Origin of the sequence: Sphingomonas sp. SUN039, from assembly GCF_024758725.1 — a bacterium.
Lineage (GTDB): Bacteria > Pseudomonadota > Alphaproteobacteria > Sphingomonadales > Sphingomonadaceae > Sphingomonas_O.
Window position 1 is genome coordinate 3,072,757 of the sequence record NZ_CP096972.1, and the last position, 13,179, is coordinate 3,085,935.

Here is a 13,179-nt window from a genome sequence, read left to right on the forward strand (position 1 = left end):
GCACAGGGCGACATGAACACTGCCCCCACCGCACTGAAAATCCCGACCGAAACCACCGTCCACGGTGCCAAACTGACCGACGACTACGCCTGGCTGCGCGATCCTGGCTATCCGGAGGTGACCGATGCGGCGATTCTCGATCATCTGAAGGCCGAAAACGCGCATTTCGAGACGCATTTCGAACCGCTCGCGCCACTCGTCGAAACGATCTTTCAGGAGATGAAGGGCCGCATCAAGGAGGACGATGCCAGCGTCCCGTCGAAGGACGGCGACTGGTATTACTGGCGCGCGTTCGAGACCGGCGGGCAATACCGCAAATGGTGGCGGCGTCCGGTTTCCGGCGGCCCCGACGAACTGATCCTCGATGAGCCGTCGCTGGCGGCGGGCAAGGATTATTTCCGCCTCGGTGCGCTGACACTCAGCGAGGACGGGCACTGGCTGGCGTACGCGACCGACGATGACGGGTCGGAGCGTTTTACCGTGCACATCCGCGATCTGGTGAGCGGCGAGCACCTGCCCGATGCCATCCCCGAAACCATGGGCGCGCTGGTGTGGAATGCCGATGCGACCGCGCTGGTCTACGGGCAAGTCAACGACCAGTGGCGGGTGGATACGGTCAAGCTGCACCGCCTCGGCACCCCGGTCGCCGATGACGTGACGCTCTATCATGAGGCCGATATCGGCTATCAGTGCGGCGCAGGGATGACGCACGACCGGCAGTGGATCGCGGTGGCGACCGGCGACAATACCACGTCCGAAGTGCGCCTGCTGCCCGCCGACAATCCGCTGGCCGATCCGCTGCTCGTCCGCGGGCGTCAGGCGGGGGTCGAATATGACGTCGAGACGCATGGGCAGACGCTGTTCATCGTCACCAACGACATCGACCCGATGTTCCGGCTGGTCACCGCGCCGCTCTCGGCACCCTGGGACTGGACCGAACGACTTGCACCGAAGCCCGATTTCTACCTCAACGATGTCAGCACCTTCGCCGGTTTCTTCGTCGTCGAGGGGCGCGAGAACGGTTTGGATCAGGTCGAAATCCACCGGTACGACGGGTCGGGCGTCACGCGCATTCCGTTCCCCGAGGCGAGCTATTCGGCGGGGCTCGACGAAAATCCCGAATGGGATGTGACCAGCTTGCGCCTGTCGTACGAATCGATGGTCACGCCGTCGCTAACCGAGGAATACGACGTGGCGACGGGTGCGCGGACGACCTTGAAGGTCCAGCAAATCCCGAGCGGCTATGACAAGGCGAAATATGCCACGGAACGCCTCGACCTGCCCGCGCGCGACGGGACGATGATTCCGGTATCGGTGGTCTATCCGGCGGATTTCCCGAAAGACGGCAGCCGCCCACTCTATCTCTACGGTTACGGTGCCTATGGCATCGCCATCCCGCCAGGGTTCTCGACCGGACGATTGAGCCTGCTCGACCGGGGCTTCGCCTTTGCCATCGCGCATATCCGCGGCGGCGACGATCTGGGGCAGCAATGGCAGTTGGACGGCAAGCTCGACAAGCGCTGGAACGCGTTCACCGATTTCGTCGATGTGGCGCGCGGGCTGTGCGACGCGGGCTTTTCGTCGCCGGGCAAGCTGTGCGCGGCGGGCGGGTCGGCGGGCGGCGAGCTGATGGGCGTCGTCATCAATACCGACCCCGACCTGTGGGGCGCGGTCGCGGCGCATGTGCCGTTCGTCGATGTGCTCAACACGATGCTCGACGAGAGCCTGCCGCTGACCCCGGGCGAATGGCCCGAATGGGGGAACCCGATTACCGACAAGGCGGCGTTCGACCTGATCCGCAGCTATTGCCCGTACCAGAATGTCGGCGCACACAGCTATCCGCCGCTGCTGGTGACGGCGGGGCTGACCGACCCGCGTGTGACCTATTGGGAACCGGCGAAGTGGGTCGCGAAATTGCGCGCCACCCGTACGAACGACGCGCCGCTGCTGCTCAAGACCAACATGGGCGCGGGGCATGGCGGCAAGTCGGGGCGATTCGAGAGCTTGCGCGAGACGGCGGAGGAGTTCGCGTTCTTCATCGAGCAGATGGAACGGGCGTGAGCTTCGCCCGGCCCTTTACCGCCGCGCCCGGCGACATCGACGAGCTGGGGCACGTCAACAATGCCGTCTGGGTGCGCTGGATCCAGACGCTCGCGACCGACCATTGGGCGGCGCAGGCGCTGCCCGAACATATCGAGAAATACATCTGGGTCGTGGTGCGCCACGAGATCGATTATCGCGGCAATCTGAAAGTCGGGGAGAGCGTCGAGGGGCGGACCTGGATCGAGGAGCCGCCGACGGGAGCGAAGTTCGACCGCCATGTGGCGTTCGTGAAGGACGGTCGCGAACTGGTGCGGGCGAAGACGACCTGGGCGATCGTGGACAAGGCGACGCAGCGGATTTTGCGCGTGCCGAAGGATGTAACCGAGAGGTTCCTTCCGTAATTCCTCCCCGGAACGGGGAGGGGGACCACGAAGTGGTGGAGGGGGTTCTCCGCACGTGGTTGATATCGGGCGGACAACCCCCTCCGTCACGCTTCGCGTGCCACCTCCCCGTTCCGGGGAGGATTACTTGGTCAGCCGCTCGTTCGCCGCCACCAGGTAATCGACGATCTGCGGTACCGCCGCCTGATCGATCGGAGCCTTGTAGACCTTCGCCATCTTCTCGACCTCGGCCTCCCAGACTTTCCGCGTCAGGCGCGGTTGCGTCAGGATCATCTCAGGGCTGTGGCAGGCGAGGCAGTTGGTCGCAACCGCCTCCGCGCCCGGTCCGGCGGGGAGGGCGACGGTATCCTCGGGCAGGGCGATGCTGGTGTTCCGAAAAGCGAACGAGTCCGCCTGCTGGCACCCGCCGAGGGCGAGGAGGAGGGGGAGCGCGCGCTTCATGCGACCCTCAGGGTGATGGGTTCGACGAGGTTGCGCGCATACCCACTGGGATTCCACGCTTGGACGCTCGGTTGAGCGACGCCATCGGTATTGGTACAGCGCGTCCTCAGCGTCATGCCCTCAAGCACGTTCGAGACTGGGATGGGCGTGTCGCAGACCCACTTTCGAAACCCGAATTTACCGTCATCTGCTTGCAGCGAAACAGGATAGGGTATTGGCGCGTCGCTGGGGATCGGTCCTTCAGCGAGGAACTTCCCAGCCTCGACCCAAAGTGAGACCTCTTTCACGCCGCAGTCACCGCCAAACGCGATCCCGCTTACGCGCAATTGCTCGCCCGCTCGTACGACTGCGCCATCCGCATGGCTCGTCACGAAACTCCTCGGCCCCATTGCTGTCACCGGCACGGTCGGGAAGTCCTTGTCCCCCGGCTTCACCGGCACGGTCGGCATCCGGTATGCCTTCGCCATCCAGAAATTATCGTCCTCCGCCGTCAGCACCTCGATGTCGGACAGCATCTTGACCCAATAGGTCGAGAACCAACCCGGCACGACCAGCCGCAGCGGGAAGCCGTTGAGGACAGGAAGCGCCTCGCCGTTCATCGCGAACGCCAGTATCGTGTCGTCGGCGCGGGCCTTGTCGAGCGGCAACGATTTGATGAAATGCGGTGCGTCCGCGACCAGCGGCTTGTCGAGGCCCTTGAAACGGACGAACTTCGCGTCCGCCCCCACGCCTGCCTTGTCGAGCACATCGCGTAAGCGCACCCCGCGCCACTTCGCGTTCGACATCGCGCCGTTCGCCCATTGCGCGCCCGCGACGCGCGGCTCGAACAGGCCGCGCCCGTTGCCCGCGCACTGGTTGACGGCGGCGAATTCGATGTGTTCGCCGACCTTGAGCAACTCGCCGAGCGACAGCGACTGCGGCGCCTTGACCGCGCCGTGCACCGCGATCCGGTAGCTCGCGACGTCGATGCTGGTCGGAATGTCGCTATAATGCCATCGCACGAAATGGCGGTCGTTGGGGGTGATCGTCCCTTGGTCGAACACCTCGAACGGCGTCTCGAGCAGCGGCGGGCGGACCCGCTGGACGATCATGTCGCCCTTTTGCGGGAAGCGCGGCGTCAGCGGGCGTTCGCTCGGGCCACCGGGCAAATGCAGGTCGACAAGGCCGTTGCCTGCCGCAAGCGCACCGCCTGCAAGCCCGAGGCCGGCCCCGGCGATCAGCGTGCGGCGGTCCAACTCCATGGCGCGCACGATGCACCGGACATGACAGCGACGCAATCGTCGCTATATGCGCCGGTGATGAACCGCCTGTTCGCCTCGATCCATGACGTCTCGCCGCGCTTCGAGCCACAGGTCGACGCGCTGTACGACCGGCTGTCGGGGCTGCTCGGCGGTCCGAAGCTGGCGATGCTGGTCGTCCCCGATTTCGAGGACGACGCCCCCCTTTCCGCCAACCCGGCCTATGCCGCCAAGCTGCGCGGCTGGGCGGCGGCGGGCGTCGAGATGTTCCTCCACGGCTGGTGCCACCGCGACGACGCGAAGGTGCGCGGGTTCATGCAGAAACATATGACTGCAGGCGCAGGCGAATTCGCGCAGCTGACCCGTGAAGAGGCCAACCGCCGCCTGACCGAGGGGCGCAAGGTTGTCGAGGATGCCATCGGGCAGGAAGTGGCCGGGTTCATCGCGCCCGCCTGGCTGTATTCGGACGCCGCGAAACAGGCGCTCGCCGACCAGAAATTCGCGCTGGCAGAGGACCATATGAGCGTGTGGTCGCCGGTGACCGGCAAGCGACTCGCTTCGCGACCGGTAATTACCTGGGCGAGCCGCACGCGGGGCCGTGTGCTGAGTTCGCTCGCGGTTGCCGCTGCCGCCCGCGCCGCGCCTTGGGCGCTCCCGCAGGCGCGAATTGCCGTGCACCCCGGCGATACGACGGTCCCCGCGCTGCTCGACAGCATCGACGCGACCTATGGCAAATTCGTCCGCACTCATGCGCCCTCGCGCTACGCCGATTTGCTCGCCTGACGTCGACGTTGCGGGTTCTCACCTACCTCCACAGCTTCGAGCCCGGCGGTCTCGAGCGCGATGTGCTCCGCTTCAACCGGGCGTGGCAGGAACGCGGCGTGGATGTCCGGATCGTGCTCGGGCGGAACGAGGGCGCGCTGGCCGACGACGCACCCGATCTGCCATATACCGTGCTCCAGACCGGACGGGTTTCGACCGCGCCCATCGAATCGTTGTGGATGATCTGGCATCTCCCGCGCATCGTCCGCGCCATGCGTCCCGATATCGTGGTCTGTGCGGGCAACAGCTATTCGATCGTCGCGGTGGGGTTGCGGCTGGCGCTCGGGCGGAAATGTCCGCCGATCATTCACCGCGTCAGCAACGATCTCGTCCGCCGCGACTTGGCGGCACCCTTGCGATGGGCAAATCGCGTCTGGCAGCATCTGCAGGCACCGGTCTTTGCGATGGTCGTCGGCATGGCCGAGCCCGCGCGCGCCGAAATCATCGAATATATGGGGGCGGACCCGCGCCGCGTCGTCGCCATCAACAATGCCTCGTTGACGCAGGCAGACATAGACGGGCTGGCCCGGACCCGGAGCGCGGCGCCGCGCGACCGGGCGGGCCGCCATTATCTGGCCGTCGGGCGACTTGCCGCGCAAAAGAATTTCGACCTGCTGCTGACCTCCTTTGCGGCGATGGCCCGGCCCGACGACCGGCTCACTATCGTCGGCGAAGGGCCGCTTCGCGCCGCGCTCGAATCCCGCGCCGCGTCGCTCGGCATCGCCGCACAGGTTGCGATGCCGGGGCACCAGAACACGGTCGGCCCCTGGCTTGCAGATGCCGATGCCCTGGTGCTGTCGTCGGACTATGAGGGGCTGGGCATCGTGGTGATCGAGGCGCTGGCGGCGGGGCTGCCCGTGGTTGCGACCGATTGCGGACCGAATATGGCGTTGCTGCTCGAGGGCGTGGGTCGGCTGGTCCCGCCGCGCGATACGGCGGCGCTTGCAACCGCGATGGCGGCGATCGTCGAGGATCCGGTCGATGCCGGCGCGATGCGTGCGCGTGCCCAGCAATTCACGGTCGAAGCCAATATCGGCAGCTGGCTCGATCTGTTCGACCGGGTCTCGCGCTGATCGCCGCTTTTACGCGCAATCGAATGTTGCTATCCGGCGTAGGCCACAGGGTATGACGGAAAGACGTTCAAGGCTTTGCAGACTTCCATTCCGCCGACCGACAGCGATATCGACGCGGGCGACCCCTTGCCGCTGGCAGTGCGCCAGTCGCCGTTGTGGCGCTGGGCGACGCCCGCGCTGTCGGTCGCGCTGCTTGGTGCCATCGTCTGGCAGCTGTTTTTCCAGCACAAGATCGACCTGAATGTCGTCACCCAGAAAGCCGCCAATCCGCTGCTGTGGATCGCGCTGCTGGCCTATTGGGCGGCACCCATCGTGGCCGATTTCATCATCTACCGGCGGCTGTGGGGTATCCCGTTCGAGGGGATGATTGCGCTCAGCCGCAAACAGGTCGGCAATGCGTTGCTCGTCGACCTGATCGGCGAGGCCTATTTCTATGGCTGGGCGCGGCGCAAGCTCGATATGGCGACGTCGCCGTTCGGAGCGGTCAAGGACGTGACGATCCTGTCGGCGATGGTCGGCAATGCGGTCACGCTCGTCCTGATGGCGATCGCCTGGCCGTATCTCGGCGCGCTCGATCTGGGTGTTGCGGGGACCGCCGTCGCCGGATCGATCGGGCTTATCGTCCTGGTCTCGATCCTCGTCGTCGTGTTCGGGAACCGGTTGTTCAGCCTGTCGAAAGGCGAGCTGTGGTGGGTGGCCGGCGTCCATTTGCTGCGCGTGCTGGCGACGACGGGCCTGATCGCGGTGGCATGGGCGCTGTTCGAGCCGAAGGTTGCGTTCGGCATGTGGGCGTTGCTTGCGACCGCCAAGCTGATGGCGTCGCGCCTGCCGCTGTTCGTCAATTCCGAGGTGATCTTTGCCAATATCGTCATCTGGTTTCTCGGTAAGGACAGCGTCATCGAACAGGTCGTCGGGGTCGTCACGATCCTGATCCTGGTGATTTATCTGGTCGCGGCCGCCGTGCTTGCGGTCGGCGACCTGATCCCGGCCCGCAAGGCCGCGAAGGAGGAAGAGCGTTGAAGAAGTTGCTGATCCTGTCCGCATTGCTGCCGGTTGCCGCGTTCGCGCAGGTGCCGTCGTCGCCGAATCTCGGCATGGCCGAGGGGCGCTGCCGCCCGGGCGAAAGCGGGCCGTCGTTCATCGTCACTTTGGTCGGGCTGAAGGATCGCGCCGGAAATCTGAAGGCCGAACTCTACCCCGCCAACGACACTGATTTTCTGGCCGACGACAATGTCCTGCTGAACGCCGGCAAGACGTTTCGCCGCGTCGTCGTCGATGTGCCGCAATCGGGTCCGGTGCAGATCTGCATCCGCGCGCCCGCTGCGGGGACTTATGGCCTGACGGTGCTCCATGACCGCGACAAGGACCGCAAGTTCAACCTGTCGCGCACGACCGGCGACGGTATCGGTTTCGGCGGCAATCCGACCAGCCAGGGGCCGTTCAAGCCGAAAATCGCGATTGCACGTGCCACGGTCGGTAACGGACCTACGCCGGTCAACGTCATCATGCTCTACCGGACGGGTTGGCTCTCGCTCGGCCGCCTCAAGGCGAACTGAACCAGACCCATGCGGATCGTCGATGTCGCCGCCTTCTACACCCCGCACGGCGGCGGCGTTAAGACCTATATCGACCGCAAGATGATCGCGGGCCCCGCTGCGGGGCACGAGATCGTCTGTGTCGCGCCCGGCCCCGAGAACCGGGTCGAGGAGCGCGGCCCCAACGCCCGTATCATCTATCTCAAGGATCCGGCGTTTCCGCTCGACCGGAAATACCATTATTTCCGCGATGTGGAGGCGCTTTATGCGACGCTTGACGAATTGAAGCCCGACATCGTCGAGGCCTCGTCGCCGTGGCGCAGCGCGCGGCTGGTCGGCGAATGGCCGGGCGCGGCACCCCGCACGCTCATCATGCATTCGGACATCCCGTCGGCCTATGGCTATCGCTGGTTCGGCAGCATCGCTTCGCGCGAGACGATCGACCGGGCGGGCAGCATGTTCTGGCAGCATTTGCTGCACCTCAACAGCCTGTTCGAGGCGACCGTCACGATTGCGGGCGACCATCAGCGACAAGCGTTGGACGACGCGGGACTCGTCCGGCTGAAACCCATTCCGATGGGGGTCGAGCCGGGGCTGTTCTCGCCCAGCTTGCGCGACGAGGCATTCCGCGCGCGGCTGCTCGAACGCTGCGACCTGCCGCCCGAGGCGACCTTGCTGCTGGGCGCGGGGCGTCATGGGCCGGAGAAGCGCTGGCCGATGGTGATCGAGGCCGTGACTGCGGCAGGCGCGGGCGCGCCGGTCGGCTTTGTGCTGGCAGGCGACGGGCGCGACCGCGCGAAAGTCGCGCGGGCGGCAGCGCGCAACCCGCATATCCATTTGCTCTCCCCCGTTACCGACCGGCAGGAGTTCGCGCGGCTGATGGCAAGCTGCGACGCGCTGGTGCACGGCTGCGAGGCCGAGGTGTTCTGCACCGTCGGGGCCGAGGCGCGCGCGTCGGGCTTGCCGCTCATCATGCCCGATCTCGGCGGCGGCGCCGACCATGCGCGGCTGTCGGACGGCTGGGTCTATAAATCCGCCGACAAGGCATCGCTGGCCGACACCATTCTCGATTTCGTTGCGGCCCCGCGCGACGCGGTCAGGACGCGCGCGCTGTTCCACGCGCAACACGTCCGCACCATCGACGAACATTTCACCGATCTGTTCGCTTACTACGAGACGCTCGTCGGACATCCGCGCACGATTGCGCCGGTCCCGGCGGCGGCGCGCGATACCGCGCCGGTCGTGGCCGCTGTCGAGCTGGGCGGGACCAAGATCAATATTGCCATCGGGTCGCACCCCGACCGGCTGCTTGCCGAAACGGTCGTGCCGACGACGACTCCTGCCGAAACCCTGCGTGCGGTCGAGGCATTTCTCGATCTGCACCGGGGCAGCTTCACCGCAATCGGTATCGCGTCGTTCGGCCCGGTCGGCCTCGACGAAGCGCGCCCCGATTGGGGCCATATCACCCGCACGACCAAGCCGGGGTGGACCGATACCAGTGTCGCGCCGCGCCTCGCGAAGGCATTCGGCGTGCCGGTCGCGTTCGATACCGACGTCAATGGCGCGGCACTCGGCGAATATCGCTGGGGGGCGCTGGCCGGTGCATCGGTCGGCGTTTATCTGACCGTCGGCACCGGCGTCGGCGGCGGTATCGTTATCGACGGGAAGCCGCTGCACGGCCTGGTCCACCCCGAAATGGGCCATATCCGGCTGACCCGTCCCGCCGATGATGCCTTCAGGGGTGTCTGTCCCTTCCACGGCGATTGCCTTGAGGGGCTGGTGGCGGGTCCGGCCGTGCTGGCGCGGATGGGCAAGACGTTGAGCGATGTCGCCGCCGACGATCCGGACCGCGCCCGCGTGCTCGACGATCTGGGGCAGGGGCTGGCGAGTTTCGTCGTCACACTCTCGCCGACCCGTATCGTCATCGGCGGCGGGGTCGCCAAATCGCCAAGCTTCCACGCCGATGTCGCTGCGCGGATGCGGCACTGGCTGGGCGGCTATGTCGCGAACGACGTGCTCGATGGCAGCGGATACGTCGTGCCGCCGGCTTTGGGCGACCGGGCGGGCGTCGCGGGCGGGATCGCGCTTGCACAGGATTTGCTCGAACGGCAGGGTTCGGCACGAGGCTGACGCGAGTCGCGGTTACGGTAAGGGGTAGGCATGGCCATGTTCGGGAAGACGGAGAACGGCGCAGGCGTGACGCGGAGCGGCGGCGGGGGGAACCTCAGTTTCATCGGCCGTGAAGTCACCATCACCGGCAACATCGGCGGATCGGGCAACCTCCATATCGATGGAACGGTCGAGGGCGATGTCGCGGCGGCGAGCCTGATCCTGGGTCCCGAGGGACACGTGCGCGGCAATATCGTCGCGGACGCGGCGCAGATTTCGGGGACGGTCGATGGCACCGTTGCCGCGAAGTCGCTGGTTATCGAAGCGACTGCGCGGATCAACGGCGATCTGAGCTACGACGCGGTCAGCGTCGCGTCCGGCGCGCAGGTCGAGGGGCGTGTGAAGCGCCTGACCCGCGACGCCGAACCGGCGCTCAAACTGATCGCGTCCGAATAAGCGTCAGCGACGCACGACGCAGCGACGCTTCGACCCTTCGCGGTCGATCTCGCGGCCCAGCAATGCACCCGCTGCCGCACCGCCCAAGGTGCCGAGCGTGCGGTCGCCCTGCGTATCGATGGTGCGCCCCAGCAGCGCGCCGCCGATGCCGCCGACGATCAGGCCGGTGGTGCCGTCGGTGCGGCGGCAATACATCCGCCCGTCACGCCCGCGCCATTCCTTATAGACGCGCTTCGCTTCGGCGGGGGCGGGGGCCACAAAGGCCGGTGCCACGATGGCAGTGGCGGCCAGCGCCAGAACAAGATTTCGCATGAGTCGTTTCCCGTGTTGTTGAATTCGGAGGTGGAACGACTCGGTGATGACGTTGGTTGCATGAACCCCGAACAACGAGTCGTGCGGTTGCGGCAGGACGGTTCGGGCGCGCGACGGAAACAGATGACGCACTTCGTCCCCGATATCCTCGTTATCCACAGGCAAAACAGGCGATTTGGGGCTGGAGCGACTCAGAAAAGCATGACAGCTTTCATCTCACAGCCGGAGTGGACGGCGGGGGTCAAAGCCCGCAAGAAACACCGGATGCCTGGGCCGGTAACGGTCGCGGCGCCGAGACGCAAGTCGAAAGCAAAGCGTTCCAGACCGGGATCAGGGGTTGACGAAAGGCGCGAGGCGCAGCGGAATGACGGCGAAAGCCATCGTCACGCAACCCTTTGAATGCCGCGACAACCGGGCGATGCCGCTGTCTTGAGGGCGAAGGCGCAAGCCGGAGCCGGAAAGCGAAGGGATCGCAGCACGCCAGGAGCCTTTGAAGGAGGCTCGGTCGTGGAGGGAGGCAAGTCTTCGGACGGGTCTCATCGAGACGATAGAGCACCGGAAAAGATCCGGCGCAGTGGGGGTCGGTGGCAACACCGGCCCCCATTGACCGTTTTGGGACAGTTCAGCTCCGCCCCGCCCTCCGCCACATTTGTTGACTTGGCCGATCCGCCCGCCATCCCGCATGTTCTGCACGCGAAACGGAAACTGCCGGGGAGGGCCTGTTTGCATGAAATCGATCAATCCGCTCATTGCCGAGGCCATCGGCACATTCTGGCTCGTCTTCGGCGGCTGCGGCGGTGCCGTGATCGCCGCCGCATTCCCGCAGGTCGGGATCGGCCTGCTCGGAGTCAGCCTTGCCTTCGGCCTGACGGTGGTGACGATGGCCTATGCCATCGGCCATATCTCGGGCTGCCACCTCAACCCCGCCGTGACGATCGGCCTGTGGGCAGGCGGGCGCGTCGAGGGCCGCACGGTACCCGGCTATGTCTTCGCGCAATTGTTCGGGGCGGTCATGGGGGCGGCGCTGCTGTTCGTCGTGGCCAGCGGCAAGGCCGACTGGAACATCGCCAGCGGCCTTGCCTCGAACGGCTACGGCACCCACTCACCGGGCGGCTATAATGCGACGGCAGCGTTCGTTATTGAACTCGTTCTGACGGCCGTCTTCCTGTTCGTCATCATGGGCGCGACCGATGCGCGCGCCCCGGCAGGGTTGGCCCCGCTCGCCATCGGCCTGTGCCTGACCTTGATCCACCTGATCTCGATTCCGGTGACCAATACCTCGGTCAATCCCGCGCGGTCGACCGGCCCCGCGCTGATCGAAGGCGGCATCGCCTTGCAGCAGCTCTGGCTGTTCTGGGTCGCGCCCATCGCCGGTGCCGTGCTGGGCGCGGTGGTCTATCGCTGGGTCGCGGGTCGGCGGATCGACGCCACCGATTGACCTCGGGCCGATTGACGTCGGGAGCCATGGTCCGCAAGGGCGGGCCATGCGCTTCTTTTCGGATAACGCCGCCTCGGTCCATCCCGCTGTGCTCGAGGCGCTGACGCGCGCCAATCGGGTCGATACCGCCTATGACGGCGACGCGCTGAGTAGGTCGCTCGACGGGGCGTTTTCCGATCTGTTCGAGACGGAGGTGGCGGCGATCTGGGTATCGAGCGGCACCGCGGCAAATGCGCTGGCACTTGCCGCCTTATGCCCGCCCTATCGCGGCATCGTCTGCCACCGCGATTCGCATATCGAGAATGACGAGGCCGGTGCTCCCGAATTCTACACGGGCGGGGCAAAGCTGATCCTTGCCGACGGCGCGGGCGCGAAATTGTCGCCGACGAGCATTGCCGAGCGGATCGACGCGATTGCCATCGATGTCCACCGCGTCCAGCCGGCCGCGATCTCGATCACCAATGCTACCGAATACGGGCGCGTCTACGGTCCCGCCGATGTTGCCGCTATCGGCGATCTGGCCAAGGCACGGGGCTTGCGCTTCCACATGGACGGGGCGCGGTTCGCCAATGCGGTAGTCTACAGCGGTGCCTCGCCCGCCGATCTCACTTGGCGTGCCGGGGTCGAGGCGCTGAGCTTCGGCTTCATCAAGAACGGCGGGATGTCGGCGGAGGTTCTGGTGTGCTTCGACACCAGCATTGCCGACGAAATCCGCATCCGCCGCAAGCGCGCGGGGCATCTTGCGTCGAAGGGGCGCTATCTCGCGGCACAGGTTCTCGCGCTGCTCGCGGAGGATCGCTGGCTCGCCAATGCGCGCGCAGCGAATGAAGGTGCGGCAACGCTCGCGGCGGCGGCGGGGGCACGGCTGCTCCATCCGGTCGAGGCGAACGAAGTGTTCCTGCGCGCTGCCCCGGACGAAGCGGCGGGACTTCGCGCGCGGGGTTTCGAATTCTACGACTGGGCCGACGGCGAAATCCGTTTCGTGGTGTCATGGGACCAGCCGCCGCCCGAGGTCGAAGCCCTGGCGGCGGCCCTCGCCCGTCTGTGACGGCTTGCTGTTGGAGCGCAATGTTCTAGGGTATCGGCATGAACGGCCTCATCAGCAGCGAAATCGCGCGTCTGTCGCCCGACGAGCGGCTCGATCTCATCGGTGAAATCTGGGAAACCCTCGACGGTAGCGATTTTTCGCTGACCCCTGAACAGGATGCCGAACTGGATCGCCGGTTGGCGACGGTGGACCAGGAGCGCGCCCATGCCGTGCCGTGGCAGGTGGTGAAGGACGAACTGACGGCGCTTACGCAGAAGTGAGCT

14 protein-coding genes are annotated in these 13,179 nt (G+C 66.0%); 11 read left to right on the forward strand and 3 right to left on the reverse strand.

What is annotated here, in order from left to right:
• Positions 1 to 12: 12 nt before the first annotated feature.
• Entirely contained in the window at positions 13 to 2,061 is a 2,049-nt protein-coding gene (locus M0209_RS15110) for a S9 family peptidase (protein WP_258889107.1), read from the forward strand.
• A complete protein-coding gene (locus M0209_RS15115; protein ID WP_258889108.1) occupies positions 2,058 to 2,444 on the forward strand; it encodes a thioesterase family protein in 387 nt (128 codons plus the stop codon). The genes M0209_RS15110 and M0209_RS15115 overlap by 4 nt, the downstream gene beginning before the upstream one ends.
• Before the next feature lie 123 nt (positions 2,445 to 2,567).
• Here M0209_RS15115 and M0209_RS15120 read toward each other — a convergent pair whose 3' ends face one another.
• Both M0209_RS15120 and M0209_RS15125 read right to left on the reverse strand, forming a co-directional pair.
• Positions 2,568 to 2,885 (reverse strand): cytochrome c, encoded by a 318-nt coding sequence (locus tag M0209_RS15120; protein WP_258889109.1) that lies wholly within the window; start codon positions 2,883 to 2,885, stop codon positions 2,568 to 2,570.
• Positions 2,882 to 4,126, reverse strand: a complete 1,245-nt coding sequence (locus M0209_RS15125; protein WP_258889110.1) for a molybdopterin-dependent oxidoreductase — start codon at positions 4,124 to 4,126, stop codon at positions 2,882 to 2,884. Before M0209_RS15125 ends, M0209_RS15120 begins: the two co-directional genes overlap by 4 nt.
• A gap of 21 nt (positions 4,127 to 4,147) precedes the next feature.
• Here M0209_RS15125 and M0209_RS15130 point away from each other — a divergent pair, with 21 nt between their 5' ends.
• The 6 genes from M0209_RS15130 (at position 4,148) to M0209_RS15160 (ending at position 10,118) form a co-directional block, all read left to right on the forward strand.
• Positions 4,148 to 4,906, forward strand: a complete 759-nt coding sequence (locus M0209_RS15130) for a polysaccharide deacetylase family protein (RefSeq protein ID WP_258889111.1) — start codon at positions 4,148 to 4,150, stop codon at positions 4,904 to 4,906.
• 8 nt (positions 4,907 to 4,914) lie between these two features.
• Positions 4,915 to 6,018, forward strand: coding sequence for a glycosyltransferase (locus M0209_RS15135; protein WP_258889112.1), 1,104 nt, complete (start codon positions 4,915 to 4,917; stop codon positions 6,016 to 6,018).
• A gap of 75 nt (positions 6,019 to 6,093) precedes the next feature.
• Positions 6,094 to 7,038 carry a hypothetical protein gene (locus M0209_RS15140; protein WP_258889113.1) on the forward strand — a complete coding sequence of 315 codons (945 nt, stop codon included), beginning with the start codon at positions 6,094 to 6,096 and terminating at the stop codon, positions 7,036 to 7,038.
• On the forward strand, positions 7,035 to 7,574 hold the full coding sequence (locus M0209_RS15145) for a DUF2141 domain-containing protein (protein ID WP_258889114.1): 540 nt from the start codon (positions 7,035 to 7,037) through the stop codon (positions 7,572 to 7,574). Before M0209_RS15140 ends, M0209_RS15145 begins: the two co-directional genes overlap by 4 nt.
• Positions 7,575 to 7,583: 9 nt before the next feature.
• Entirely contained in the window at positions 7,584 to 9,683 is a 2,100-nt protein-coding gene (locus tag M0209_RS17390; protein WP_309547071.1) for an ROK family protein, read from the forward strand.
• Between the two features lie 30 nt (positions 9,684 to 9,713).
• Positions 9,714 to 10,118: a polymer-forming cytoskeletal protein gene (locus M0209_RS15160; protein ID WP_258889115.1), complete on the forward strand. Its 405-nt coding sequence runs from the start codon at positions 9,714 to 9,716 to the stop codon at positions 10,116 to 10,118.
• Positions 10,119 to 10,121: 3 nt separating this feature from the next.
• Here M0209_RS15160 and M0209_RS15165 read toward each other — a convergent pair whose 3' ends face one another.
• Positions 10,122 to 10,430, reverse strand: a complete 309-nt coding sequence (locus M0209_RS15165; RefSeq protein ID WP_258889116.1) for a glycine zipper 2TM domain-containing protein — start codon at positions 10,428 to 10,430, stop codon at positions 10,122 to 10,124.
• Positions 10,431 to 11,157: 727 nt separating this feature from the next.
• On the opposite strand from M0209_RS15165, the gene aqpZ reads away from it, so the two are divergent.
• From aqpZ to M0209_RS15180, 3 genes are read left to right on the forward strand one after another with little or no spacing between them, the layout of a single operon-like run.
• On the forward strand, positions 11,158 to 11,868 hold the full coding sequence (aqpZ, locus tag M0209_RS15170) for an aquaporin Z (RefSeq protein WP_258889117.1): 711 nt from the start codon (positions 11,158 to 11,160) through the stop codon (positions 11,866 to 11,868).
• Positions 11,869 to 11,914: 46 nt separating this feature from the next.
• Entirely contained in the window at positions 11,915 to 12,916 is a 1,002-nt protein-coding gene (locus M0209_RS15175) for a low specificity L-threonine aldolase (protein ID WP_258889118.1), read from the forward strand.
• A 38-nt stretch (positions 12,917 to 12,954) separates the two neighbouring features.
• On the forward strand, positions 12,955 to 13,176 hold the full coding sequence (locus M0209_RS15180; protein WP_258889119.1) for an addiction module protein: 222 nt from the start codon (positions 12,955 to 12,957) through the stop codon (positions 13,174 to 13,176).
• The last annotated feature ends 3 nt before the right edge of the window (positions 13,177 to 13,179 follow it).